We start from the raw sequence: 24,040 nt of genomic DNA, 5'->3' as shown, positions 1-24,040 counted from the left end.
TCTGAATACGGCTACCCTCGCTTAAATCGATGCTTCTCAATCTGGTAGGACTTTCAGGCAGTGCCGCCCGATCCCAAGATCGCAGATTCCGCGCCTAACGCGCCCCAGCTCACGCCGTATGACGAGCAACATGCCGTCACCTATATGCGTCTGCTGGATGCCGAGGCCGATAACGCTGATTGGCGTGAAGTTGCGCGCATTGTGCTTGGTATTGATCCCACCCTGGATCCGGATCGCGCCCGCCGTACTTTTGAAAGTCATCTGGCTCGCGCCAAATGGGCGGCGCGTCACGGCTTTCGGCATCTCCTGCAGCGCGGTTGGCCGAACAGCGAGGAATGAATGCGTTCGAAACGGACGTCACTTCTGTTGATGTCCGATCGCAAAATTAGATCGTCCCATCGCGTAACTGCATTTAAGAGCGAATATCTGCGTTTGTGCAACCATAAACCGTCACATTTGTCGGGCTGCAGTTCCTTGCATGTGCGTTAAGAACATACGGGGAAAGTGGTACGATGCCAGGTGCTGACTGGAAATCAGAGGAAGCCTATCCTGACGCCAAGAAAGCAGAAGCTGCGGACATAGCCTGGGAATGGCTGCGCCGCAATTGCGTGTACCAAAGAGACTATATGGCCCTGGCCGCCAGCGAACGATCCAGCGCGACGACGGATCACTTCCGACAGCGATGGGGGCTGTCTTTTCGCAGCTGATCCGCAAAAGACATTCGACCAACAAGCCATTTTCTGGGCGCCTGAAGTGCTGTCGACCGTGCTGCCCGTGCGCGCAGCTGTCCGCTCGACGGCGTCCAAACGGTATGACCTGGATTTCAGCAAACTAGCGGATAGCGAGCTTCGTTGCGCGCCGGATGGATGGCATGCCGTCGTGGCGCTCGGAGGCGCGAAGCATCGCCTTTGGCTAGCAGAGCTGCCACCGGTGGGCTCATCGGTTGCTATCGACCTGCCGATCGATCGCAATTTCGAGGTTCGTGTGCGGGCAGCTCATCGACTTTGGCTGGCGCTTGAACGGCGGCCCATCGGACCACCCCCTCTGACGCTGCCAATCTTGACCCGTCATCGGCTTATCCTCGCCTTGCGTGCAGTCGATGGGTCCTTGGAAGGAAACAGCTACCGCGAAATCGCGCAAGGCCTATTCGGCGACCATCGTATTCCCGATCGCGGCTGGAAAACAGACCATCTCCGCAGCCAGACCATTCGCCTGGTCCGGGCGGGGCTGCGTCTGATGAGAGGCGGCTATCGCGCATTGCTCCGTCGCAACCGCAAAGACAAGGGCGCGGGGTCCTGAGCTTTTGGTTGATGGTGCGGCCCTGATACCTCACAAGACGATTGTAGTCGGCCGGTTTGAAGGCGGAGGGTTCTAGCAAGGCGCGGTTAGCGTTTTGGACTGCGGGTTGGCCGCGGTACTCGCCTAAAAATGAGCCTCGCCGTCGATCGGGAACGGTCTGCACGTGCAAATGGACGCTAGCATTATTCAAAGCATCGATCGAACTTCTGCTAACACCGATACGCGGTTAGGCGGCTTCCGGAGTTGCGGCCTTTTTACAGAGCCGAGCGACCCATCGGCAAAAGGCACGAGCGATCTCGGGATTGTCACTTCGGTCCACCGCATAAGCCCGATACTGCATGCCGCTTGAAGTGCGCGATCCTGGTATCACATGGAGCGCCCCTGTCCGCACGAGATCGCTGACAATAATTTCAGGCGCCACCAGCAGGCATTTTCCGGTCATGACGGCCGGCAAAGCAAGGTAATTATGATCGTATCGCGCCCCCGACTTGATGTCCTTTGCGGAAAGGTTCATGGCTCTAAGCCATGTTGGCAGTATGTCGGGCCGCGATGTGATGTTCAGAATTGGCATTGAACGGTCAGTTGAGAGCGTTTTTCCCATGACGTGATTTGGAGAACCTACGCATACGAGCGTCTCATTGTAGATCGCCCAATCGTCGGCCGGTTCAGCGATACAAAGATCGCGAGTGAGCAAGATGTCGAAATTGTCGGAGGATCTCGGCGGAGACAATGAACTGATCACGTCGACGACTACGCCGCCCATCTCGGCAGAGAACGCCTGGAGATTCGGAATCAGAAAGGAGTATGCGAAGGTGGAAAGAGACGTGTGGACCACGAGTCGATTAGCGTCCGTTCGGATCCTACGCCGCATCCTTTTCGCGGTGAAACACACTGTGTCAAGCGGTTCGGCAACCGCGTTCGCGAAGAGCCTTCCGAATTCAGTCAATTCGTTCCGCCGGCCTCGCCGTTGCACAAGACCGGTGCCAAAGTAGTCTTGTAACACAGCCAAATAACGGCTGACCGAGCTCTGTGTCGTTCCCAATGTGCTCGCTGCACGCGTTACGCTTCCCTCGCGCGCAATGGTCACAAACACCCGTATAGCATTGAGAGGCACTTCATTGTGTTCGGCAGCCATTTTCTGCTCCGGTAGATCCTGGAATGTCCGCTGATTGTCACGGCGGGCCATTGCCGGAAATGAATGCTCCATCACATTATTCGATGTGTGTAGCCGGATTGCCGCTTATGAACGATATCTCACGCGCATAATCCGCCTTCTTGCTACGGTTCGTGCGGTCTGGCCCGCAACTACCGATTCCCGTCGACGGCTTTTTTAAAAGGTGATCTCGAGGTGCCGCCAAGGGGGCTTACCGCTGATGGAGCCGTCGACATCGAGGGTCGTCTAGACGACAGGACCACATCTTAAGAGCGTTTAGAGTGCGCCGGAGCAGAGCGCGGTCCTGAGTTCCTTCTCAAATTTCGACAGCAGTATCAGTCGCAGCGTTCAGCGAAGGAAGCGAGCTTCAGCCGCCTTAACCTCGTGCATACTCTGGATTCTGATGATCTCATCCACCGGCAGAATATTCTTTGTAGACGTTCTGGACACCGCCGTCAGCGATGATCCGTCGGGAGGTCTCCTGCATGGCGTTCGCAGCAGCACGGATGCCGTAACTGCCAAAGATCATCATGCTGACATTGCCCAAAGTTTTGACCCGCTTGGACTCGAGGTCAGGGTAGGCGTTCGGCACGATCACCAGCGGCACCGCTTCCATCCAGGCGCGCGAAAAGCTTTCGATCTCGGAAGGATTCGTCCTTTTCGAATGGATGAGGATCATGTCCGCGCCAGCCTCCGCGCGCGCCCGACGCAGGGCCTCCGCTTCGCCGAGGCTGGCAATCAAGGCTTCGGTGCGGGCGATGACGAGGAAATCCCCGTCCGATCTGGCCGTGATGGCCGCCTCGCCGATCATAACGGCGTTGCCGCCGGCCCGCTCATATTCCGTGATAGTGTGAATGACACTAATCGCATTGCCATAGCCCGTATCAATGTCCGCGACGATCGGCAGCCTCGTGCGTCCGGCGATCGCCCGCAGCATGTCCAGATGCTGTGTCATTGAGATGAGGCTCATGTCCTGCAGCCCATAAAGCGCAGATAGCTCAAAGCCGGACGCCCACAGTCCGTCAAATCCGGCTTCTTCCGCGAGAATCGCCGAAAATGAGCTGTGGGCGGCCATGATGTGGACCAGGCCACCTCGGCCATGCGGGCGCGCAGGCTTTTGGCAGGGACATCAGAATAGCTTGTCAGGACAGGGTCGCGCAGCCGGCGATGATTCGGTCGCAGGCCCGGTTGAGGTCCTCGAACGAGGAAGCATAGGAAATCCGGATATAGGGCGAGGCCATGAAGCCGCTGCCGGGCACGACAGCCACGGCGAAAGCGTCGAGCAAATACATCGCAAAGTCACTGTCTGTTTCGATCAGCTTGGCGTCCGGCGTGCGCTTGCCGATAACCCCCTTGCAAGAGGGGAAAACATAAAAGGCACCGTCCGGCACACGGCAAGCAAGCCCCTTGGCCTGGTTTAGCTTGGCCACGACAAGGTCGCGGCGCTCCAAAAACGCGCGCACGAACTCTTTGATATGGTCCCGCCTCCCTGACAGCGCCTCGAGCGCGGCATGTTGAGAAATCGAGCTGGTGTGCGAAGAAGTCTGGCCCTGGATGAGGTTCATGGCCTTGATTAGCGCCAGAGGTCCGGCACCATACCCGACGCGCCAACCGGTCATCGCGTCAGCTTTGGACACGCCATTGACTGTTAAGGTGCGCTCGTAGAGATCCGGCGCGACTGCGGCCATTGTTGCGAAGTCGGCGCCGTAGGTGAGCTTTTCATAGATGTCGTCGGATAGCACATGCACATGAGTACGCTCGTGCAACACCGCAGCGAGCGCGAGCAAATCACCTCGGCTGTAGACTGCGCCGGTCGGATTGCATGGCGAATTCAACATCAACCATTTGGTCCGCGGCGTGATCGCCTTCTCCAGCGCCCGAGGGCGGAGCTTAAAGCCATCGAGTTCGCTGCAAGCGACGACCACCGGCTTGCCGCCGGCCAGCGCCACCATGTCGGGGTAGGAGACCCAGCATGGCGTTGGGATCACAACCTCGTCGCCCGGATCGAGGCTAGCGAATAGTGCGTTGAACACGACCTGCTTGGCGCCGCAGCCCACCGTGATCTGGTCAATACCGTAATCGAGGCCATGATCGCGACGGAGGCTCTCGCCGATCGCTGCCCGCAGTGGCTTGATTCCGGCGACCGCCGTGTATCTCGTATTCCCGTCGCGGATGGCTCGGATGCCAGCTTCACAGATAACGGACGGCGTGTCGAAATCCGGCTCACCCTGGCTGAGCGTAATCACGTCGGCGCCCTGATCGCGCAGCTCGGCGGCGCGAGCCGTCATGACCTTAGTTTGAGAGGGACGGACGAGTTTGAGCCGTTCTGAAACGAGAGACAAGACGCAATATCCTTCGAGTTCAAATGAGCGGTTTCGTGGCGTCTATCCGAACGCGAACGACCAAACTAACCGGTGGATCGCGGCATTGGATAAAATCATCGAAGATTACAACAATCGTATCGCTTCTTCGTGCGGCGCTGTTGGGCCGTTCGCAGTGCGTTGCGTCTTCGCTCTCCCTCTTCATCAGTCTGCGTTTAGAAGTGCCAACTATCGCATCTTCGCAAGCTTACATCGAATTATTCGATAGTGTCATCCTGCCGCAGCAGTTCAGGTTTTTAAGGTCGTACACAATCGCGAATATGCCTGATGACACAAGCGCCCAATTTCGGTGGTCCGCCAATGTCAGTGCCGATCGAAGAATTCGCGGGCGTGGCATCCGTGGGAATGGAAGTGGAACCGGAGGGGGTGATGACCCATATCGAACTGACGTGACGGCAAGCCATCGCAGGCGCGGTTGCCGCAAGCGTGTTGGCCAGCACAGGCGCCGGTGCTGTGGAGAGTGAGCCTAAGACATTGACGCGTCGCCGCCTCAAGGCCGGCATGTCCGGATTTCCGCGATCCTTAGACCCGGTCATCGCGACCGATACTGCCATTCGCCGGACCATGCCGCAGTTTTTGGAAACGCTGATCACCTTCGACCATGCCCATGATATGGCGCCACGGCCCGGCTTGGCCGAGCGTTAGGAGCGGATCAATGCGCAGTCCCTGCGGCTGTTCCTGCGCAAGGGAGTGGCTTTCCATGACGGAACGTCTTTGACGGCTGAAGATGTCGCCCTTAGTCTTGGTCCTGACCACCTGCTCGGACCTGGACGCAGCGGAATGTCCCAGGCGCTTCAGTCGCCTGATCGGCTCGAGAAAGTCGAAATCGTTGATCCTTTTACCGTCATTGTGCATCCAAGGGCGGCGACGCGCTCCTCGGGCAGCGTCTGGCTGCTTGGGGATCGGAGATCGTCAGTCAGCGCGCCTTCGTGGCGGCGGGCTCGTGGGAGCGGTGGACCACAGCCCCTGTTGGACGCGGTCCTTACAAGCTCCTCGACCACAAGCTTGATATTCGTGTCTCGCTGGCTGCCTACGATTCGTATTGGGGCGGTCGCCCCCCGTTCGATGGCATCGAATACCGCATCCTTCCCGAGCTTTCCGCGCGCGCGAACGGCCTGCTCGCCAGCGAGCGGACCCGGAAAAGAGACGTTCTTATCTGACACCTGACGCGATCCTGGCTACTGCCGGCAAGACGGTTGCCTGGTTCGGCTACCAAGAGGTTGAATTCATGTTTCGAAGCGCTCGCTTGATCGAGGAAGAGACGCCGCCCGCCACGCGACTGTCGTAGACCAGACTTGGCGCTACGCGAATCGTAAGGGCGGCCCGACCGGCGCGTCAACAACAACCGGGAGCTACCGATCGGCGGCCTATATGGTAAAATCGATCTTCGCTCGTCCGCTGGAGTGAACCAGCGGCTCCAGTGTTCGCGCTTGAAGCAGCCGAGAGATTTGTCGCGTCCCTCACTGCAATGTCTGCTTGAGAATGCGATCGCGATAAGCGCCTCGCACGGCGCTCCGATGCGCGCCGCTGATCGTGCGTCGGACAGGAAACGCCTCAGGCCGGGAGATTTGCTGAGTCGATGCTTCTCGCGCAAGCCAGAAGCTAACTCAGAAACGCCAAAGCTTTGCAGATTCCTCAGGGCTGCCGATCAGCCGATGCGCAGATTTTCGGCGCTCATCTTGCCCGAACGACCAGCCATCAGCTCGTAGCTGACCCGAACGCCTTCCGCGAGATTGGTGTAGCCGGCCTTCTCGACCGCGCTGATGTGAACGAAGATGCCAGCTCCCCCGTCTTCCGGCTGGTGAAGCCGTATCTCTTGGCCGCGTTGAACCACTTCACAGTCCCCAATGCGATTGCATTATTTCCAAACTGAAGTTCCGCGATCTAATCGAAGAACTGCCTGACCATAAGGACGTCCGCGCAACCCCTCGCGTTGAGCGCCCGTCACGCGTCTACAACCGTTTACGCCCAGGACGGTTTCTGCGGGCGATCGGTCGTGGCGGCGCAGCCGGCAATGGCGGTCGCTCATCGCCAGCTGGCGCATCGGCCTGTGCCTCGGGCTGGCCTTGTGCCACACATCGATCGAGCTTCTCAAGGGCCTCAAGGACCTTCCATCCCTCCTCAGTGATGGTCCAGTATCCCACCTCGCGGTCGATGAGCTTTTGTCCAAAGATATCGAGGTTCGGCTCGCGGCTCGCGATGCGCTTCATGCGCGCTGCCCACTCGGGTCCGCTGGTGTAAAAGATGGCCAAGTGCTGTTTGACGACTTCAAGAGCGGCTCGGCCGCCCGGCTGGCCGGCAAGTATCTTCAGTATGGATAGCTGAAAGCTCACATGCGCACGCAAAAATTCAAGGAACTCCCGACGATACCGGCACTAGCCACGGCCGGGTAGCGTACATCAGCGCTTTCAAACGAAAACCTTGCCGGATAAGGCTAACGAGGCAGCACAGTACCGCATTCATATGCAGCCTTTCCTGGACAATCCCGTGCAAGGCTCAGGAAGGGGAAGTCACGATCGACGTCTATGGCTTCCTAACTTGTGCCACCAATGTCGAGAGCACGTCATTTTCCAAGGTGCCAAGCCTGGGATCGAGGCCACGCAGCTCATCAATGTGATTGCATATCGATGTCTGTGATCTAGTCGAGCAAACGAGTCAATCCCGCTAGGTCCTCCTAACGGATGAAATCACGCTCGTCATGTGGTCGCATCGCCGCCCTCTCGCCGGTGAGCAGGCGATGCCGGTTGTCTTATTTGCGACGTGCTGTCGATCTCCCGACAAGTCCGCTTGCAGAAGAGCGAGCATCTATTCAATTCGTCGCAGTTGGCATGGGCTTTGAAGAGTGAGAGGGGCTTTGAAGAGTGAGATCCCATCGATTGCTCAGGAGTGCAGGGATGGCTTGCGGGATGATAAGTCTTCAGTTCGTGGCATAGATCGGGTCCGCTTCGGGCCTCCAATCTTTGGCATCAACGCAGTGGCCTGCGCATGAATCGCCTCCATGATCGACCTGGCTCCATCCCGATGGGCGGCGTTACCATTGCACGATTGCGGTGATTGGCCAATTCTGGCGCGGCATTTGCAACCTCTCCTTGGCGCTTATCGCATGCGAAAATCGGCGCCGCGCTGGTCGAAGCCCAGCGGCCAAGCCGTGGTCCGTTTTTGCGTCTAAACGTGCGGTCGCACGAGGCTGCCCGCGAGCAGCATCGCAGGCTGACCGCGAATTCACGTCAGAACGTAATACTCCGTGAAAGAAGCGGTATTTCGTTCGCCGAGGCAAACGGCGGCCCGATGATATGGACAAGATAGCCAAGACAAAGCCGGCATTAATCTCGCGACCAGAAGGGACGAGACGGGCGGCTATCCGTCGCTTCTCTATCGAGCTCGGTGAAACCGCGAAGCTCGCGTTGCCAATGGTGCTGACGCAGGTTGCGCAGGTTGCGATGATGACGACTGATCTTGCCTTCATCGGGCGTATCAGCGCTGAGGCGCTCGCCGCGGCAGCGCTGGCAGGCCGGCTCTATCTCATTAGCGTCACATTCGGCGTGGGACTACTAAGTGCCATTGCGCCTTTGGCGGCGCGGGCGTTTGGGGAAAATAATCTAGGCGCGGTACAGCGCTCGCTGCGCATGGGCCTATGGCTGGCCCTGATCCTGTCATTCCCGATCATTGCTGTGGCGCTGCGAGCAGAGCAAATACTGCTTGCCTTGGGCCAGACCCCAGATGTGGCGCAGCTCGCCCAGCAATACCTCTTCGGATTAGCCCTCGGCACGGCTCCGGCACTGGCGTTTTTGGCTATCCGCAATTTCATGGGTGGGGTCAATCGGCCACAGCCAGTCTTCTGGATTACGCTATCCGCCATGCCCCTCAATGCGTTGTTGGTCTATATTCTGGCCTATGGGAAGCTTGGGCTGCCCCGGTTGGAACTGTTCGGGGCAGGTCTTGCGACCACGCTGGTCAACTGCGGCATGTTTTTGGCGGGCTTGTGGTTCGCTGCACTGCGCCGGCCGTTCCGTGAGTACCATGTGCTTGCGGATCTCTGGCGTTTCGATTGGCGGGCAATGCGGCAGCTCATCGCATTTGGGACGCCGATCTCCATCGCTTCATTGATCGAGTCGGGACTATTTGTAGCCACGTCGCTCGTTGCGGGCTCGATCAGCAACAGCGCACTGGCCGCTCACCAGATTGTTGTTCAGGTTTCCTCGACCCTGTTTATGATTTATCTCGGCATTGGGACGGCTGCTGCCATGCGCGTTGGCCATGCCGCCGGCCGCGACGACCGTGCAGGCGTCAAGCGGGCGAATCTGGCGGCGATGTTGCTCGGTATGGTCATAGCTACAACGCTAACGCTTACGTTGATCATCGTGCGTTTTGAGGTCGTGGAGCTGTTTCTGGGCAGAACGGCTCGCGATTCGGAGGCAACGATCAGCCTCGCTGCAACGCTCCTCATCGTCGGCGCAACCCTCTTTATCACTGACGCCGCCCAGTGCATTACGGCAGGCGGCCTGCGCGGGCTGAAGGACACGCGGGTGCCGCTGCTGTTTGCGACTATTGCTTGGTGGCCGATCGGCTTTTCCCTCAGCTATTGGCTCAGTCTGAAGATCGGTTTGGGGGCCGTCGGTATATGGATTGGCTTGTCGACCGGATTCACAATCTATGCGGCGATCCTCGTGCTGCGGTTCCGCCACTTAGCAAGTCGCCCTCTCTGAGGCGCGCGCATCACTGATGCCAGCGGCGACGATATGCCCGGGTGCTTGCCCGTGCGGTTGTGACCGGGGCGAACGCCCGGACTGAAAATTGAAGGTTTCGCGTCACGGCGCGACTGCAGGGATAACATAAGAACGAAATAGTAACTCAACTAGCATCATATTTTTCGATCATTTCATTTCAAAAAACGATAGCCAAAGTGTGGTTAGCTCGTTCGAGTGCGAGTAGGAGTCCTCAAGGCGTCCCTGGCGATTTGCAGGCTTTCCAACTTGTCACTCCTGCCAGAATGGCTCAACGGGTCCCTCCCTTCGAGAGCAACGCCGGCAAAATCGAGCAGCCCAGCGCACCGGGCGTCGATACGATCACGCTTAGTCGGGGCATATCAATTTTCGAGACGCCCACCGGTGTCTGCGAGCGCCACAGCTGTGAAATGCGAAGCACACGAGATGCATCGCATTCGCAGGAATCAAGCCGCCAGGCAAAACGATCTGCCGGCAGCATCGATCACGCTTGCTGGCTCAGGCGACGTCGACCAGATCAGGATCGGCTAGGGCGCGAGCAGGTTCTCCTGGACGCGGCATTTGCTACGCTTGCTTGCGGGGCCGTGCTATCGACGGCTTGCTGGACATCCTACCTGACGTCCTCGCCGGAATTGGGCGATCCTCGGGGCCTGTGATGATTTCCGTGTCTTCACGCTGTGCCCGCAGAGGTGCATCAGGCGATCATGATCAGACCAAACCACTGACGCCGCAGCCTCCGTTTTAGACAAGCCGGGCCGATCTACAGCTGAGGAGAGCTGCTGGCGCTCGCACGCCGCTAATCCCGGCTCGGGAGCGGCCGTCGCGCTGGCCGGGCTTTGGTCAGCATGGCTGGGAGCGCCATACCCGCATTGCGCTCGTGCTAGCGATCAGCCTCGGCTCCAAGTCGATGGCGCTGGGCTGCGCCAGCCAGGTCCTGGTCGCTCCCAGTCCGCTACGTTCCAGTTAGACGAAAGTTTTACATGTTCGACCGACCGATCCGGAATCGGGTTCTCATCGTGCTGTTCGATGGGATTCGACCCGATCTCGTCAAACCATCATTGACGCCGAAACTGGTCAGGCTCCAGCGCCGCGGTGCTGTGCTGGCTAGGCAGCGCACCGTCTCGCCCAGCGAAACACGAATAGCGCTCACGAGCCTCGTCACTGGCGCGACGCCTGATCGCCACGGCATCATTGAGATCAATATCTCGACAGGCAGTCGCCCATACCGCGCTCTGTCGACACGAGCGATGCGCGCCTGATCGAGCACCTTGATGCCGCGAGCAAGGGCCATCTAGTCGGTGTGCCATCACTTGGTGAGATCCTCGCGGCGAACGGCAGAACCTTCTCAGTCCTCGCTTCCAACTCGGCGGGGGCAAGGCGCCTGCTGAACCATAAAGCTCGAAAGCTCGGACAAGTGACGCTCTCCGGCCACTTCCCTTGCATCGCGACCTCCGCCGAGATGCTCAGACGAGTGGAGACCCTGCTGGCGCCGACGCCTGCGGCGTCCCCCCGCCGGCAACCCAGATCTTGCCTCTCAAGCCTTCCTGACTTCAGCGTTCCTCGACGTAATCTGGCCTCAAATTCGGCCCGACGTCGCAATCCTCTCCTTCCGCTGCTGGTCTCGCATATCTTTTCAACCGTACGAGGTACGTCCTGTCCATCATCGATAAAGATCTCTGCGAGCGCACGAGCGGTCATCGTTGCCCGTCGCGAAAGGCCCAGAAGACCGAGCACTGTCGGCGCAATGTCGCAAATGCCTGAGGGAAGTTGCGAGACGAAGCGTTTTTCGATCAGCGGTCCCGCCAAAATGCCGACCGACGACATCTCGTTGGCATGCCACCCGCCGTGCACTCCGAAGCCGACCGCCCCATCCGCACTCAAGGTGCGGCCCATAACGCCAAATGGATCGAGACCATCCGACCGGAACGAGAACAGAATGTCCGCCGATAGGGCATGGTCGGCGAACACCAAATGGCGGGCAAAGCTGGCCGCTGCAATGCCATAGGCCGCGCCACCCGCGGTAAGCACCGGACCACACCAGGGCCGCTCGATCATCGATCCTACTGTGCGGCGGATAACGGCGTCCGATGGCTCGGCGGTAAATTGCTCCGACTTGGCCAAGTATGACGATGGCATCGATGCCGGCCGCCGGTGCCGGGCCGCAGCGCAGCCCGGCAGCCTCGAGCGTCTCAAATAGATCGGCCCGCGCATGCACCGTCACATGTCCATGATCGGAGGCGGCGATCAGGTGCACGCCAAGGGAGGCGCCCTCAGCCTCCTACCGAGCACGCGGCGCAACTGCCGATCGACAAAGCTGATCGCTGCCATCGTCTTTGGCGCGCCAGTCCCACAATCGTGCGAGGAAATATCGGGCTTCCCGGTGCATACCGGCAGCACCTTCGTCGTGTGCAGGTCGGTGAGGCAGTCTATCTTGATTTTGCTGGCGTCGTGGGGCGTCCCAATAACTGACATAACTCAAGCTCGATCTGCGTCCCGCAAGCGCCGGTCTGCTGCCACCGATGGTGAAATTCGTCGAAAAATTCGATGGAGCGCCAAATTTAAGCGCTGGCTCGAGAGTCATTGCACTAATTCAAACCCCCATGTTTGCTACCACATACGAACAAATGCACCCATCTCCGTCGGGGACCGATTTATGTCGAAAGTTTCACCATTTCATTCAACGAAGCCTGGTGCGCGAAGCGTCTATCACGACAACGACAAGTGTACCGAGGGCAATAACATCGAACGGCAGAATCTCGCCTCCGGCACCGGAGGGCGGCCGCGCTGCGAACATTGCGTCCGCCTAGCCTAGTTCGCAGCTGCCGTGGCGGGTAAAACGAGCCCCGCCACGGGCCTGGGGCAGGAAAATATGTCAAGCTTGGGAGGGCAGCGTTCTTTGCTTCGTTCGCGTCGGCTTGGCCTCCGCGGTGTGCTCGCTGACTCAGTTCAAGTCAAACTCAAGCCGAGGTCACTGCAGATCTTTCCGATGGTCGATCGGTCGGCTTGATTGATTTTCAGGCAGCGCTTTCAAGTCGGCTTCATTGTGCCAGATGGGTGGCTCAGTTCTAATCTCAATTTCATTTGAAGAAGCGTTCTGGGCGGCTTTGCAGGGCTAGTAACGTAAGCGATTAGTGGCGCATTGTGCACAACCACTAGGACCACGTCCGAAATCGCTGTTTGTCGAGACGTCTCGCGATTGACGCTGCCGCACAGAAGCAGGTGGCCAGCCCAGGAATAGCAACCATATGGCCGCTGACGATCTTCCCTTTTCATCTACGGTCTCATCCGTTGTCGATGCCTTCTTGAAAAAGCTCGAGGACCAGAAAACCCTTTCGCGGGCGTCTTTGTCGGCGCTGCGAAAGGCACTGGCGGATCATCAATTGGACGCCGAGAGCCTACGGGCGGCCATTTTCAATGCTGCTGAGCCGACCAATGATCCAGATTGAAGAAATCGAAATTGTCGAGTTCCGTGGAATTCGTCATCTCAAGCGCTCGTTGGGCCGAAGGAGTTTTGGCATTGCCGGGCCGAACGGTACTGGCAAGAGCGGCATCGTGGATGCGATCGAATTTGCCCTCACCGGAAACATCACTCGTCTCGGCGGTGCGGGCACGGCGGAGCTGAGTGTCAAGGCGCACGCTCCACATGTCGACGCGAGCAAAAAGCCAGAAACCGCGCTCGTTCGCCTGCAGGTCTATGCGCCCGCTCTCAAAAAGAGCTTCATGATCGAGCGGAGCGTCAAGAATCCAGGCGCCGCGGTACTCAAGCCGAGCAGTGCTGAAACCAGGGCGCTTCTAGCGCAGCTCGAAACCCATCCTGAGTTTGCCCTGTCTCGTCGAGAAATCATCAAATATATTCTCGTTCCTGCAGGCAAACGATCACAATACGTCCAAGAGCTGCTGCGCCTTGATCAGCTCGAAAAGCTGCGGGTCTCACTCCAACGCGTCGCCAACGATGCAAAACGCGACCACGGAAGGGCCGAGGTGGAGGATCGGCGGACCAAGTCCGATTTCTTTCACCATCTCGGCATTGCCACTCCAAACAAAACTGATCTGCTTGCTTCTGTAAATGCTCGTCGAGCTGTGCTGAAGCTCGATCCTGTGGCGGACCTCGCGCCGGAAAATGCCTTGAAGGTAGGCATCAATCCAGATGCCGAGCACGAGGCGTCGCAGCCATTCTCCAAGCTCGGCGCCAAGAATGACCTTGCGAGCTTCCTGAAGAGGCTGGCTGTCTCGCAGGAAATAACCATAACTGGCGCAAAGTCGGATGCAGTCGCCGCTCTCGCCCAGCTCACGGACGATCCGGCCCTGTTAAGGGGTGTCAAGCAGCGCGCTTTGGTTGAGCGGGGTCTTGAGCTGGTCGAAGGAGACGCTTGTCCACTGTGCGACGGTCCCTGGGAGATGGCCCTCCTGGCAACACATCTTCAAGAGAAGATCGCAAAGGCAGATGCAGCCTCGACGGCATTGAAGCAACTGGCCCTGGCGATCGACCCCCTCGCGGCTCACCTGCGGGCGATGGCGCTTGACGCGGGCAAAGTGGCCGAATGGTGCGAAAAGGCCAGTCCTCCTATAGATGCCACGTCGCTGCGGTCCCACGCAAAGGCCCTCGACGGTGACCGCGACACACTAGACAAGGTCGTCCGGGACCCGGCAGCGTTCGCCCACGCGCTGCAAGCCCTTGGTCGACTGGGGGCATCGCCCGCGGTCGAGTTGCTTCAGCCCGCCGATCGTCTGGCGGCCTATATCGAAACGCTCTCCGACCCTTCAAAGGAGCAAGAAGCCAAGGAATTCTTGATCGTCGCCCAGGAGAAATACGATCAATGCCGTGGGACGCAGCAGACCCTCAATATCGCGGCCCAGCAGGCCGAAACAGCTTCTGCGGTGTTTAGCCACTACGGTACGGTCAGCACCGCAATGTTGGAAGGCATCTACGACAAGGTGCAGAAGGACTTCACCGAATACTACAGTTTCATCAACCGCGACGATGAGGCCAATTTCGAGGGCAAGCTCTCTGCATCATTCGGCAAACTGGCCTTCGATGTCGACTTTTACGGACGAGGCAGATTTCCTCCCGGGGCCTACCACAGCGAGGGCCATCAGGATGGCATGGGGCTTTGCCTCTATCTTGCACTGGTGAAGCACACGCTCGGCGATGGATTTACGCTTGCCGTCCTCGACGATGTGCTGATGTCGGTCGACGCCGGCCATCGTCGTGAGGTTTGCGCGCTCCTGAAGCAGAAATTTCCAAACACGCAGTTTGTCCTGACCACTCACGACGGCGTGTGGCTCAAGTTCATGCAGAGCGAAAAGCTGGTTCAGAGCACTCTTAGCTTTGGCGGCTGGACGGTCGACAGTGGCCCACAGGTCTGGAACGAGGGTCACGTCTGGACGCAGATCCAGAAACACCTCGCCAATGACAATGTATTTTTGGCGGCAGGGACTTTGCGACGCTATCTGGAGTTCACCTCGACGATCCTTGCGGATAATCTGCGCGCTCGCATCGAATATCATGGAAACGGACAATACGACCTGGGCGATCTCTGGCCCGGGGTGTTAGCCGCATGGAAGGCCCGTCTCAAAGAGGCGCGCGACTCCGCCTCCTCGTGGGGGAAAAATATTCAGGATGCCGAAGCGCTCCAGATAGAATCCAAAAAGCGGGTGGCGTCGACAAAGTCCGAAGAGTGGATGATCAACAAGGCGGTTCACTACAACGCCTGGGCGGACCTGCAATCGAAGGAATTCGCTGCGGTCGTGAGTTCGTTTCAACAATTGCTTCAACTGATGCAGTGCCCCAACACCGATTGCGGCGAATTCCTCTGCGTTTCGCCTATCAAGGGTGACAAGGAAGTGCTCCGCTGCAGTTGCAGCGCTGTCAGTCTCAACCTCGTCCCGAAGAAGAACTGATGCTCCTCGCCCGGCCCAGACCGTCGCTGACGCGTGTATGTGAACCTGTGGCCACGCACCCTCGAGGCCGGATCATGCGGTGAAGTTGGTCCGCTCGTCGCCCCGCGCGGGCTCTGAATCGACCGGCAGCGCCGATGACGGATCGCGATGATCGCGCATTCATTGTGGCTTGACACCGCTATGATGATGGGCGCTGCACCTGGGGTTGGTGCCGACGATAATGGCCGCAGGGGTTCAGGATCAGGCCGCACGCCGGTCGGCGGCCGGCTTCTGCGGGCAGAAGGCCACTGAATCGCGAACAGTGCATTCGCCGGACCGGCTGTCTTCGAAGCGATAAGCCGGCACCGGAGGACCGCTGCGACCAAAGGTTCCGGCTTGCGGGTCTCGTTGCCGCTTACCTATCATCTTATACGCCCGTGCTCCGGTCTGAACCCGATTGTGACAGAGTTCCCGGACATGGACTTGATGCCTTTGAGAGATGCGTCACGCGAAGCGTAGTGGCGGACCAAGTTGGTCAAGAGGTGCGGGCTCCAGCCGGGATGGCGATCTTCAGCGGCGCGCGCCAGTCCGCGTGCAATGGCGTAACTGGTCATCAGAGAGCCCGACGACGGTCCTGCCGTGTAGCTCACGCATCATTTCAGGGCGTCACAGCCTAGACTATGATTCGGACCGGGAGTGCGGAATAACCGTGCACGAAGTTCGATGCAACGCGCTCCGGATCGCCAACGACCTCGACCTCCATGCGCTTATTCAGTATCTCCTCCCAGAGGATTTTAAGCTGCAGCCGCGCGAGATGTCGACCAAGGCAACGATGGATGCCGTATCCGAACGAGAGATGTTGGTGCACGTTCTTGCGATCGATCGTAAATTTGTTGGCGTCCTCGATGACCTCATCGTCTCGGTTGCCAGAGATGTACCACATTACAACCTTGTCGCCTCGCCTGATTTGTTTGCCTCCCATGATAATGTCCGCGGTGGCGTTGCGGCGCATATGTGCGATGGGCGTTTGGTACCGAATAATCTCGGACACAGCGCTCGACACCAAGGCGGGATTATCTCGTAGCTTTCGTAGCTCGGAGGGGTGCTGGTTCATGAACAGCAGGCCACCGGTGATCGAATTGCGCGTGGTGTCGTTGCCCCCCACGATCAGTAGAATGAGATTGCCAAGAAACTCACGTGGCTCCATATGCCGAGTCCCGGACGAGTGCGCCATCATCGAAATGAGATCAAGTCGTGGCTCGGCATTTATCCGCTCCCGCCAAAGCCGAGTAAAATATGTCAAACACTCGGACAGGATTGCGCTTCGCTTGCCCCAGCTGTCGATCGCCTGCCCAACCGTCGGCGCTGCAACGGCTACGTCCGACCAGTACGTTAGGAGCCGGCGATCCGCGAACGGAAAGTCGAAAAGTGTGGCCAGCATCTGCGTCGTCAACTCGATCGAGACCATATCGACCCAGTTGAAGGCTTCATTGCGCGGCAGGCCATCAAGGATTGTTCTAGCGCGACTGCGGATTAATCCCTCGAGTTTTTCCAAATTGTCCGGTGCGAGTATCGGACTTACGGTGTTGCGCTGCGCGGCATGTTTGGGAGGACCTGCCTTGATAAAACTCGGTGTCCAATGTTCCTCGGGCACGTCGAGGATCGTGACACCTTGCTCTGACGAGAATATTTTATGATTTGTATCGACGGCCACGATATCGCGGTATCTCGTTATCGACCAATATGGTCCGTATGGGCTGTCTTGGCAGTGGTGAACGGGATCTTCCCTTCGCAGCCGCTCGAAGCAGGGCCATAAGCTATCATCTTGAAATCGTCTAGGTTCGCTTACATCTAGATCTCTCAACGGGATGCCGCGCACATCTTCGCCTCCGCGCACGTTAAAGGGCGTTTTCATGACCGTGTCCTTTGGCCGTTTCTCTTTGAAGAACCCGATCTCGACAGGTCGTAACCGCATGGAGTGCGTGCCGAGTGCTTCAGCTGGGAAGAGCTTCTCGCCGAAGCGGCAAAGAATACTCGAAAAACTGAGCGGCGCCCCCTGCCAGTTCCGGCAGGAGCGAGATCGCCGCCACTTTGTCTATGCGAGCGGAACGCCGCCAGATGAGTCGGCCACGTCTCATTGCGGAAGAGTCGCGGCGGCCCGCTTAAATTGTGGCCGCTGCAAAATAAGGCCTGACTTCGGCATGCTCAATCTGAACAACGCGATCGGGCAGGGGACCGACGCGGTGGTCGCGGTCGCGCGTTCAATCAAACAGAAGATGGAGATGTTTGGACCGCGCTTGGGCAATGTTCCAGCGGCATGTCAAAGACCAAAGCAACAATTCCTTCGGCGCCTTGCGCGCCGTCAAATAGCCAACTGATCCGATCCAAGCACGGCCTTGGCCGCAGCGGCTTCACCATTTACTATCCTCGCCGCTGGTGCTGCTAGGAACGTGCTCCCACTTTACTTCCTTGATAAACGGCATCGTCTAGCTCGCTCGTGTGGTCAGGCGTGTGACGGGGCTCCCGATCTGTGCCAGGAGCTCGTCAATAGTTAGGCACGGCGCCTCTGGCGCGACGCTCTGCGCTTCTCCGGCAGTACAGGGATCGGAACGTGCGGAAGTGAAAAGACGCCCCCGCCCGCCAGCCCGCCCTACACCGGGGAGGATGCATGCGCTGTTGCTGGAACACGTGACTGGGCAAGCGTGCTCGCACATCGTGGCGGTCGGCCGCTTGGAACGGACTCCTGGGTTGAAGCATACCGGAAAAGACAACTACGCCTGGTTGTTCAAGGGCGAGACGATTTTCTGCCTGGCGTGGGGCCCGAGCCTCATGGCGGAGATCTGCCAGCGTGTGCGCGGCCGGCGGTCGATCGCCATCAACTTGTCGGCCGTGCTGGCGCCCTGGGCGAGCGTGCTGTTCTTCACGGATTCCGGCTGGTACGAGCCGCGGCGCCAGCTGGTGGCGAACTGGGATGGCCTGGCGATCGCGCTCGGCGCGACGCGGGTAGGACCGGGAGCACTGCCACGACGAGTACAAGGGCTCGGCCCGCGATTCCGAGATCTATTAGCGCGAATTCGTTCCGGGCTTTGCAGGCTGGGACGAGGCCGCACGCGCCGTCGGCGTCGAAGTCATCAACGCGACTGAAGCAGCGCGCTGAAGGAGTTTCGGTTTGCGTCGCTCAACGACATCCTGAGATCGACCGCTTAACATGACGCAGCAAAATTTAAACATCGGGCTCTCCCGCGAGCAGATCCGGGCGGCAGTGCAGGCCGACTTCGTGGAGCTCTATGCCGCTTTGAATTCCGAGTACGGTACCAACCTGGTGCAGCGGCTTCTGAACAGCGGGCTTTCTGACAGCCAGGTGCTGGACTTTACGCGGGCCAATTTTGCGGACCTCTATGCTGCGGTGAAGGCGCAGGGGCTCACCGGAGTTCCTGTCTTCGTGCCGGCCTATGCGATCGTGGCCAGCGGCTTGCTGCTGCCGGTCGCGCGCTATCTAAATGCCGGGCTCTCAAGCGATCAGTTGCGCGCCGCGACGCAGGCGAACTTCACTGACCTGTACACACTCCTTGGGGGAGTGAACGCCTACAATCCCGTAGTGGCGCTCGGCTATGATCTGCTTGCATGGTGGACGCTGACGCGCACTATTGGGTCGCGAACGGCGGCATGACGATTGCGACGGGGGTTTCTTCTTGGCGGGACATCGTCGCTGGATGCAGCGCGGTTCAAGCTTCGGGGGCAGCGCAGCCGGTGTTTTCCAGCACTTCGTTCAACGGTTCCCCGGGTTTAACCTCTGACGGTATCGACGACTGTCTGGTGTGCACAGACGCCGCGCTGCTCACCGGCCTGCCGGCAGGGGACGCGGGCGGCGAATTGTGGTCGCTGGCGCAGAACGACAATCTTGTGGCCGGCGCAACGTTTTTCGATCTGTTCGGCTATGCCAACGCGTCTCAAAGCGACGCTCGCACGATCGGAAGGATCGCCACGCCAGTCTACGGCCGAACGGTTTTCGGAACCGGCGGCGGCAACGTCTCTGTCGGCGGCACCACGCTATTCTCAGGACCGGGTGATCAGAGGGGCCTATAGCTCCGCTGGCACTGTGCTGTTCATGGACGGAGCGCAGGAAGGGAGCTTGCCCGGGACGCCCGCAACGGCGGCAGCCCGCGTCGCTCTGTTTGCTCGCGCGCTCGCCACTCCGTCAAACTATTGGACCGGGATCGGAGCGGCCTTACTTATCACCAAGCCACTGAGTGCCACCAAACCAGCGGTCCTGGCCTCCTATCTCATGTCGCGAAGGAACCCCTGATCATGACCGCTCACTATGGTGTCACTCTTATTTCTGCTGCGAACAAGAACGCAATCAACGTCGTGCTCGCCCTTTGGGTAGGAGACAATCCGGCCGTCTCGCAGAATGTCAGCCAGCCGACGAATCAAAGCGGCGACATCGGCGATGCGGCAACGTACTGGTTTGGCGGTCGTCCCTACGACGGCGGCGAACTCTCGGTAATTCAGAGTTTGCCAGGCAATATGCCAGTTGCGACCTGGCCTGTGCAGGGGGTGGCTGGGCCAGTCAGTGAAGCAGAAGCTATCGCGGCAGCGGCAGCTCTGATCGTAACCATGACGACGCGAGACAGCTACACGACGCAACAGGCTCAAGAGACACTGGCCGCCTCGTTGAGCGCTTTGGGCCTGAGGCGAGCTGAATCGAAGAGCTAGTTTGACTATTCGTGCATCGTCCATCGCGCGTCACGTCGCTTAAGCGGGTATGGCGTCGAAGTCGATGCGCCCGAACCGGTTCGGTTGATCTTTGATATCCGACCAGTTGAAGTCGTAGATTTCATCTTCGGCCCAGTCGGTGGGATAGTTGACTCTGAATAGCTCGCCGATCGAAGCGCGCATCGGCTGATAGCCGTTGGACCAAACAATTGCTGGTGTGCCAGCGCCGAAATCGTGTGCACCAAACTGAGACGTGACGATCACCAGCAGACCGGCGACGGACAGGATCAGATTCTTCAAATTAGCCTTCTTGAAAGCATCGTGCCTATCATGCTTGCTGGTGTTGTAATCTTGGTACCAGGAAATTGGGATTGCCCTTTCCGTGGGGACTCGGAAGTCCACGTAGAGGTCGCCACTGTTCGAAAGGTCGCAAGGTCGGCGGCGAACCGCTCCAAATAGGTAACATGACTTCGTAGGACGACAGGTGGTGTGTAGCATCTACCCTTCGATAGTCGACCATATTCAATTGCCGGCCGCTGCGGCTGCAATTGTTCTCGGCTAGGATCACCTTGAAATTTGCTTCAATCTCGATGCAGGTCCGCATGAAGAGCGAGTGGATCCGGAACGAGTAGGCGCTCATGCACTCGGCGCTTGGTTCGACGTATTCGAATATTGAACGAAGATCGTCCTGGATCAGTGTCAGTGCACGAACATAATGTTCGGCGTCTCTCGCGTAGTCGCGATCGAGGATGTAGGCCAAGCTGCTGTAACCCGAGTTCGGTCCATCTGCGATTCCTCGAAAATTCCGGTGAAAGGGCTTTGCAACAGGCATCTGGCCTCTCCTGAGTGCTTGATCCTACGAGCCCTGAGCAAGCTGTGTCCACTCCCTTCTGGACAGTGCCTTTCCGAGAACAATCTCCCAGGGCGGTGCATCAAACGAAGCACATAGGTGCAGGCATTTCGGTATGGTCATGGCTGCGAGAGAGCGGATTTTCCTAGCTTTTCGATAATCTGCTGAACGCAGGCCGCCATTTCTTCCATCACTACTCGGACCGGCCGGCTTCGGAGGACTTCGACTTCTCCAAACGAGAGCGAACAGCTAAAACGCACTCCGTCTTTTGAGTTTTCGATGGTGTCTTCATCTTTCGCGGCCGCTTCGCTGCTCCAATGCACGGGCGGAAGGATGACAAGACCTTCGGGGGTCGATTCGATTTGTTGATCGATATGCACCTCTTGCATCGCGAAATCTTGCTGGATAAGACGGCGATGCTTGTCTACGATGTTTAGCTCGTGCAGGGCACGGATTAGGTATCCCTTGCCCCACAGTATGGCTCGCATTCACGAATAATCTGCACGAAATGTTGGGGTACCCTGCGACATTGCTTCTCTAAATTCTTTTCGAAATGTGCCGCATCTTTCCCATGCGGGAAGTACGTTCCGTCTGCAGCTTGGCCGCCTAATTCTGCGCATACACATGCTGCTTGGTCCAATGCCGACCGAAGATTGTAAAGCGAGTCTGCGACGGTGAGTTGTAGATCGACAATGAAGGGCTGCGATCCGCCCCACTTAAGGTCGAAATCACCGCTGGCGCGATTATAATTTACATACATTCCAGCAAAATCAGTCCCGTCGAGTGCCTTAAACTCTCTCGCGAAAGCCTCCGTATGGGAATGAGCGCGCTTCAGCTTCATTGAGCAGCTGGCAAACGGGTTTGCGAGGTTCGCGTTGGCCATGGGTCTTCTCCGAAAATGCCATCTTAGAAGTGTTTACGTGAGAAAGTTACTTAGGGTTCCTCTCGGCTGGACAATCGCAGCGTAAATCTCCCCTCGCCAACCGTCCACTCCCTCAGGACAGGCGGTCCACTCCCTTCAGGGCACCGCGCTGCGCCAACAGCCGCTCACCCCTTTAGCCGCTTAAGCAACGCAACGCGCCCGTCGTTTAGTTCGCGAAGATATTGAGCATTGGAAAGCTGCGTCTCCTGCCACTCGATGCGGTCTTCCGCGGTCCAGAGGTAACACTCGCGATCGAAGCGAGCTTTTTCGGCCTTATCGAATTCAGTGTAAAGTTTGATATCACGTTCCACCTGGTCCAGTTGTTCCTGGATAGTTCTTGGCATCAGCCGTTCCCTCGGCCTTGCCTCCAGCCAGTGTTAGTCTTTGGCTGAATCTATGTTGGCTAGCAACATGCGGTTCGCTCTCCTCGGTAAGTAGACGCATAGTTTGTTCGTAAAGGTTATTGCGTAAGATTGTCGTCATCTGCGCGACTGTCGATGCGATCTGGTTCGCGCAGATGGCAGTCCTTCCACTCTCTCAGGGTATTGGCTCTCTCGTTGGGAGGCGAGTACGTGCTGGCCTTGCGGCGCACAACGGGAATTTCTGGTCACTTCTTCGAACCACCGCCACTCTGCACCAGGGGATACGCAGGATGGATGCGATGAGCGATGCGCTGCTGATTAGCCTTGCGATTTGGGGAATGATCGGCTGCGCGGCATTGAGAGTGCTCGCGCTACTAGGCTAGCTCGTCGCCCCTGAATCATACCGCCGTCATCCTGGGGATGACGGCGGCCTGCCAATGGTCCTAATAAAAGGTGGGGCGGCCACCCAATACGCGAGCCGGTAGCGGCATGATCCTTATCCAGATCCGGGGCGTGCGCAAGCCTGATTGGCTCGTCTCAAGCCGCCCGATCAAGGCATTCCGTGTCGAGATCTGCGATGACATCCTCGAAAGCTGAGCTGGTCTGCTGTATGGCTGCAATCTTCTGCAGTTCGTCATCGCTGATCGGGCCGATGCGGCTCTGCAGCGCCACGACCATTCGCGGCGACGCTCTTTGAGTTGAACAAGGGGCAGGCCATGGTCAGGTAGATATCTCATGAGTGCCTCCACTGATGAATGCTCAAACAGCGCACCGGAAGACCGCTGAAGGACGGTTCTAAAATCTCGGTCAAATTTTAATGGTAATCTTCACGGCAATGGGCGCGTCGCGCGAAGCTGCTAGGAAGCTAGCCAATAGACAACTTTGATGGAAAGCGTGCCCAGCACGTAGAGCCATCCCGCCATCGCCAGCATGATGCTGAGGAAAAAGCTCACTCCCCAAATCCACTCGAAAAGGCGCCAATTGCCCGCGATCGGCAACTGCGTAGCGACAACGGTGTTCTCGTTCGACTGATCGGCTGAAACCATGGAGCGACCTGCAATACTTGGACGATTGGAATGGCCGCAGCGTCGCAGTCCTCTCCAGTTCCAGCATTTTCATAGGTGAATCCGGCCACTCCATTAGGGCGCCGGTCGCGCCCTTCGGGAAGTCCGTCGCATAGAAGCGGCGCGTGCCCGGTTACGAGTGTCAGGACAGATATCGATATTCGCGAGACTTCGGAGTTTTGGTGTCGATTGTAGTGACGGTGCACCGCAGGCGCGTCGCTCCGCTTCTTTGATCCGCTCTCGAAGTTCTTCCAATTCTGAGAGCCGAGAATTGAGTTCGTTCAACCGCTGGGCAAAAAGGAGACCGCGAGAGCTCTTCATCAATGCCTCCAACACAAAACAATGAAAGCCAAAAAATAGTGCAGGCGCAACGTACGAGGGAAAGTAAGCGTGTATGACTTTAGCCCGGCAGTCTGTGCACTTTTGTGAAACAGCGCACATTTTTAGCCGCATTGAACTTTGCACTTTGTCCGGTGCCGGTCCGCTTCCTCCGCCAACCGTGCGGGAATGCCGAAAGCTAGCACGGCGCGAATATCATCGTTCGCCGAAAGTTGAGGCTACCTGCCCATACGGGCGGCAGGTCTAGCGTTCACTCCCTCAGGGGAGAGTAGGCCAAAATACAACCATAGTCGCAGTACAGAACAGAGAGCGGCGGCACAGAGCGCCGGCCGACTGCTGCGGCCCGACTG

26 protein-coding genes and 2 pseudogenes are annotated in these 24,040 nt (G+C 58.2%); 14 read left to right on the top strand and 14 right to left on the bottom strand.

Annotation, left to right across the window (positions count from 1 at the left end):
• Positions 1-60: 60 nt before the first annotated feature.
• From IVA75_RS34465 to IVA75_RS34455, 3 genes are all read left to right on the top strand, one after another.
• Positions 61-339, top strand: a complete 279-nt coding sequence (locus IVA75_RS34465) for a DUF2285 domain-containing protein (protein ID WP_247284221.1) — start codon at positions 61-63, stop codon at positions 337-339.
• A gap of 173 nt (positions 340-512) precedes the next feature.
• Entirely contained in the window at positions 513-707 is a 195-nt protein-coding gene (locus IVA75_RS34460) for a DUF6499 domain-containing protein (protein ID WP_247284219.1), read from the top strand.
• A 46-nt stretch (positions 708-753) separates the two neighbouring features.
• Complete coding sequence (locus tag IVA75_RS34455; protein WP_247284217.1) at positions 754-1,299, top strand: DUF2285 domain-containing protein; 546 nt, start codon at positions 754-756, stop codon at positions 1,297-1,299.
• A gap of 226 nt (positions 1,300-1,525) precedes the next feature.
• Here the strand turns inward: IVA75_RS34455 and IVA75_RS34450 are convergent, their stop codons facing one another.
• The 3 genes from IVA75_RS34450 to IVA75_RS34440 all read right to left on the bottom strand — a co-directional run bounded on the left by IVA75_RS34450 (position 1,526) and on the right by IVA75_RS34440 (position 4,794).
• Positions 1,526-2,434, bottom strand: coding sequence for a LysR family transcriptional regulator (locus IVA75_RS34450; RefSeq protein WP_247284247.1), 909 nt, complete (start codon positions 2,432-2,434; stop codon positions 1,526-1,528).
• Between the two features lie 427 nt (positions 2,435-2,861).
• Entirely contained in the window at positions 2,862-3,527 is a 666-nt protein-coding gene (locus IVA75_RS34445; protein ID WP_247284215.1) for an isocitrate lyase/phosphoenolpyruvate mutase family protein, read from the bottom strand.
• Between the two features lie 67 nt (positions 3,528-3,594).
• Positions 3,595-4,794 (bottom strand): pyridoxal phosphate-dependent aminotransferase, encoded by a 1,200-nt coding sequence (locus IVA75_RS34440; RefSeq protein WP_247284212.1) that lies wholly within the window; start codon positions 4,792-4,794, stop codon positions 3,595-3,597.
• A gap of 729 nt (positions 4,795-5,523) precedes the next feature.
• Here IVA75_RS34440 and IVA75_RS40390 point away from each other — a divergent pair.
• Both IVA75_RS40390 and IVA75_RS34430 read left to right on the top strand, forming a co-directional pair.
• Positions 5,524-5,640 (top strand): annotated as a pseudogene (locus IVA75_RS40390) (hypothetical protein); the annotation flags it as partial.
• 122 nt (positions 5,641-5,762) lie between these two features.
• Positions 5,763-5,993: an ABC transporter substrate-binding protein gene (locus tag IVA75_RS34430; RefSeq protein ID WP_247284208.1), complete on the top strand. Its 231-nt coding sequence runs from the start codon at positions 5,763-5,765 to the stop codon at positions 5,991-5,993.
• A gap of 488 nt (positions 5,994-6,481) precedes the next feature.
• On the opposite strand, the pseudogene IVA75_RS34425 reads toward IVA75_RS34430, so the two are convergent.
• Positions 6,482-6,687, bottom strand: a pseudogene (locus IVA75_RS34425) (cold-shock protein).
• 98 nt (positions 6,688-6,785) lie between these two features.
• On the bottom strand, positions 6,786-7,043 hold the full coding sequence (locus IVA75_RS34420) for a hypothetical protein (RefSeq protein WP_247284205.1): 258 nt from the start codon (positions 7,041-7,043) through the stop codon (positions 6,786-6,788).
• A gap of 1,083 nt (positions 7,044-8,126) precedes the next feature.
• On the opposite strand from IVA75_RS34420, the gene IVA75_RS34415 reads away from it, so the two are divergent.
• A complete protein-coding gene (locus tag IVA75_RS34415; protein WP_247284203.1) occupies positions 8,127-9,539 on the top strand; it encodes an MATE family efflux transporter in 1,413 nt (470 codons plus the stop codon).
• 998 nt (positions 9,540-10,537) lie between these two features.
• Complete coding sequence (locus tag IVA75_RS34410; protein ID WP_247284201.1) at positions 10,538-10,816, top strand: alkaline phosphatase family protein; 279 nt, start codon at positions 10,538-10,540, stop codon at positions 10,814-10,816.
• Here the strand turns inward: IVA75_RS34410 and IVA75_RS34405 are convergent.
• Entirely contained in the window at positions 10,755-11,678 is a 924-nt protein-coding gene (locus tag IVA75_RS34405) for a hypothetical protein (RefSeq protein WP_247284249.1), read from the bottom strand. The two genes, IVA75_RS34410 and IVA75_RS34405, sit on opposite strands and share 62 nt — an antisense overlap.
• A gap of 1,124 nt (positions 11,679-12,802) precedes the next feature.
• On the opposite strand from IVA75_RS34405, the gene IVA75_RS34400 reads away from it, so the two are divergent.
• Both IVA75_RS34400 and IVA75_RS34395 read left to right on the top strand, forming a co-directional pair.
• Positions 12,803-13,003 (top strand): hypothetical protein, encoded by a 201-nt coding sequence (locus IVA75_RS34400; RefSeq protein ID WP_247284198.1) that lies wholly within the window; start codon positions 12,803-12,805, stop codon positions 13,001-13,003.
• Positions 12,990-15,458 carry an ATP-binding protein gene (locus IVA75_RS34395; RefSeq protein WP_247284196.1) on the top strand — a complete coding sequence of 823 codons (2,469 nt, stop codon included), beginning with the start codon at positions 12,990-12,992 and terminating at the stop codon, positions 15,456-15,458. Before IVA75_RS34400 ends, IVA75_RS34395 begins: the two co-directional genes overlap by 14 nt.
• Positions 15,459-16,110: 652 nt before the next feature.
• Here IVA75_RS34395 and IVA75_RS34390 read toward each other — a convergent pair.
• On the bottom strand, positions 16,111-17,352 hold the full coding sequence (locus IVA75_RS34390) for a cytochrome P450 (RefSeq protein ID WP_247284194.1): 1,242 nt from the start codon (positions 17,350-17,352) through the stop codon (positions 16,111-16,113).
• On the opposite strand from IVA75_RS34390, the gene IVA75_RS34385 reads away from it, so the two are divergent.
• The 5 genes from IVA75_RS34385 to IVA75_RS34365 all read left to right on the top strand — a co-directional run bounded on the left by IVA75_RS34385 (position 17,351) and on the right by IVA75_RS34365 (position 20,153).
• Complete coding sequence (locus IVA75_RS34385; RefSeq protein WP_247284183.1) at positions 17,351-17,815, top strand: hypothetical protein; 465 nt, start codon at positions 17,351-17,353, stop codon at positions 17,813-17,815. The two genes, IVA75_RS34390 and IVA75_RS34385, sit on opposite strands and share 2 nt — an antisense overlap.
• 286 nt (positions 17,816-18,101) lie before the next feature.
• Positions 18,102-18,581, top strand: a complete 480-nt coding sequence (locus IVA75_RS34380) for a hypothetical protein (RefSeq protein WP_247284173.1) — start codon at positions 18,102-18,104, stop codon at positions 18,579-18,581.
• A 64-nt stretch (positions 18,582-18,645) separates the two neighbouring features.
• Positions 18,646-19,107: a hypothetical protein gene (locus IVA75_RS34375; protein WP_247284171.1), complete on the top strand. Its 462-nt coding sequence runs from the start codon at positions 18,646-18,648 to the stop codon at positions 19,105-19,107.
• Positions 19,104-19,523: a hypothetical protein gene (locus IVA75_RS34370; RefSeq protein ID WP_247284169.1), complete on the top strand. Its 420-nt coding sequence runs from the start codon at positions 19,104-19,106 to the stop codon at positions 19,521-19,523. The genes IVA75_RS34375 and IVA75_RS34370 overlap by 4 nt, the downstream gene beginning before the upstream one ends.
• A gap of 222 nt (positions 19,524-19,745) precedes the next feature.
• Complete coding sequence (locus IVA75_RS34365; protein ID WP_247284166.1) at positions 19,746-20,153, top strand: hypothetical protein; 408 nt, start codon at positions 19,746-19,748, stop codon at positions 20,151-20,153.
• Positions 20,154-20,192: 39 nt separating this feature from the next.
• Here IVA75_RS34365 and IVA75_RS34360 read toward each other — a convergent pair whose 3' ends face one another.
• The 7 genes from IVA75_RS34360 to IVA75_RS34330 form a co-directional block, all read right to left on the bottom strand.
• Positions 20,193-20,453 carry a hypothetical protein gene (locus IVA75_RS34360; protein WP_247284164.1) on the bottom strand — a complete coding sequence of 87 codons (261 nt, stop codon included), beginning with the start codon at positions 20,451-20,453 and terminating at the stop codon, positions 20,193-20,195.
• 28 nt (positions 20,454-20,481) lie between these two features.
• On the bottom strand, positions 20,482-20,985 hold the full coding sequence (locus tag IVA75_RS34355) for a hypothetical protein (RefSeq protein ID WP_247284162.1): 504 nt from the start codon (positions 20,983-20,985) through the stop codon (positions 20,482-20,484).
• A gap of 137 nt (positions 20,986-21,122) precedes the next feature.
• Entirely contained in the window at positions 21,123-21,392 is a 270-nt protein-coding gene (locus IVA75_RS34350) for a hypothetical protein (protein ID WP_247284160.1), read from the bottom strand.
• 65 nt (positions 21,393-21,457) lie between these two features.
• Positions 21,458-21,886: a hypothetical protein gene (locus tag IVA75_RS34345; protein ID WP_247284158.1), complete on the bottom strand. Its 429-nt coding sequence runs from the start codon at positions 21,884-21,886 to the stop codon at positions 21,458-21,460.
• 164 nt (positions 21,887-22,050) lie between these two features.
• Complete coding sequence (locus tag IVA75_RS34340; protein WP_247284139.1) at positions 22,051-22,269, bottom strand: hypothetical protein; 219 nt, start codon at positions 22,267-22,269, stop codon at positions 22,051-22,053.
• A 555-nt stretch (positions 22,270-22,824) separates the two neighbouring features.
• A complete protein-coding gene (locus tag IVA75_RS34335) occupies positions 22,825-22,965 on the bottom strand; it encodes a hypothetical protein (protein WP_247284137.1) in 141 nt (46 codons plus the stop codon).
• 179 nt (positions 22,966-23,144) lie between these two features.
• Positions 23,145-23,333: a hypothetical protein gene (locus IVA75_RS34330; RefSeq protein ID WP_247284135.1), complete on the bottom strand. Its 189-nt coding sequence runs from the start codon at positions 23,331-23,333 to the stop codon at positions 23,145-23,147.
• Between the last annotated feature and the right edge of the window lie 707 nt (positions 23,334-24,040).

Source organism: Bradyrhizobium sp. 134, assembly GCF_023074155.1.
GTDB lineage: Bacteria > Pseudomonadota > Alphaproteobacteria > Rhizobiales > Xanthobacteraceae > Bradyrhizobium.
The sequence above is the reverse complement of the archived record's forward strand: the minus strand, read 5'-3'. Positions and strand labels throughout refer to the sequence as shown.

Coding starts and splice junctions, on each gene's coding strand:
- IVA75_RS34460 (WP_247284219.1), top strand. CDS start 513: ATGCCAGGTGCTGACTGGAAATCAGAGGAAGCCTATCCTGACGCCAAG.
- IVA75_RS34450 (WP_247284247.1), bottom strand. CDS start 2,434: ATGGCTGCCGAACACAATGAAGTGCCTCTCAATGCTATACGGGTGTTT.
- IVA75_RS34445 (WP_247284215.1), bottom strand. CDS start 3,527: ATGGCCGCCCACAGCTCATTTTCGGCGATTCTCGCGGAAGAAGCCGGA.
- IVA75_RS34420 (WP_247284205.1), bottom strand. CDS start 7,043: ATGAAGCGCATCGCGAGCCGCGAGCCGAACCTCGATATCTTTGGACAA.
- IVA75_RS34415 (WP_247284203.1), top strand. CDS start 8,127: ATGGACAAGATAGCCAAGACAAAGCCGGCATTAATCTCGCGACCAGAA.
- IVA75_RS34410 (WP_247284201.1), top strand. CDS start 10,538: ATGTTCGACCGACCGATCCGGAATCGGGTTCTCATCGTGCTGTTCGAT.
- IVA75_RS34400 (WP_247284198.1), top strand. CDS start 12,803: ATGGCCGCTGACGATCTTCCCTTTTCATCTACGGTCTCATCCGTTGTC.
- IVA75_RS34395 (WP_247284196.1), top strand. CDS start 12,990: ATGATCCAGATTGAAGAAATCGAAATTGTCGAGTTCCGTGGAATTCGT.
- IVA75_RS34385 (WP_247284183.1), top strand. CDS start 17,351: ATGACCGTGTCCTTTGGCCGTTTCTCTTTGAAGAACCCGATCTCGACA.
- IVA75_RS34390 (WP_247284194.1), bottom strand. CDS start 17,352: ATGAAAACGCCCTTTAACGTGCGCGGAGGCGAAGATGTGCGCGGCATC.
- IVA75_RS34380 (WP_247284173.1), top strand. CDS start 18,102: ATGCATGCGCTGTTGCTGGAACACGTGACTGGGCAAGCGTGCTCGCAC.
- IVA75_RS34375 (WP_247284171.1), top strand. CDS start 18,646: ATGACGCAGCAAAATTTAAACATCGGGCTCTCCCGCGAGCAGATCCGG.
- IVA75_RS34370 (WP_247284169.1), top strand. CDS start 19,104: ATGACGATTGCGACGGGGGTTTCTTCTTGGCGGGACATCGTCGCTGGA.
- IVA75_RS34365 (WP_247284166.1), top strand. CDS start 19,746: ATGACCGCTCACTATGGTGTCACTCTTATTTCTGCTGCGAACAAGAAC.
- IVA75_RS34355 (WP_247284162.1), bottom strand. CDS start 20,985: ATGCCTGTTGCAAAGCCCTTTCACCGGAATTTTCGAGGAATCGCAGAT.
- IVA75_RS34350 (WP_247284160.1), bottom strand. CDS start 21,392: ATGCAAGAGGTGCATATCGATCAACAAATCGAATCGACCCCCGAAGGT.
- IVA75_RS34345 (WP_247284158.1), bottom strand. CDS start 21,886: ATGGCCAACGCGAACCTCGCAAACCCGTTTGCCAGCTGCTCAATGAAG.
- IVA75_RS34340 (WP_247284139.1), bottom strand. CDS start 22,269: ATGCCAAGAACTATCCAGGAACAACTGGACCAGGTGGAACGTGATATC.
- IVA75_RS34335 (WP_247284137.1), bottom strand. CDS start 22,965: ATGGTCGTGGCGCTGCAGAGCCGCATCGGCCCGATCAGCGATGACGAA.
- IVA75_RS34330 (WP_247284135.1), bottom strand. CDS start 23,333: ATGGTTTCAGCCGATCAGTCGAACGAGAACACCGTTGTCGCTACGCAG.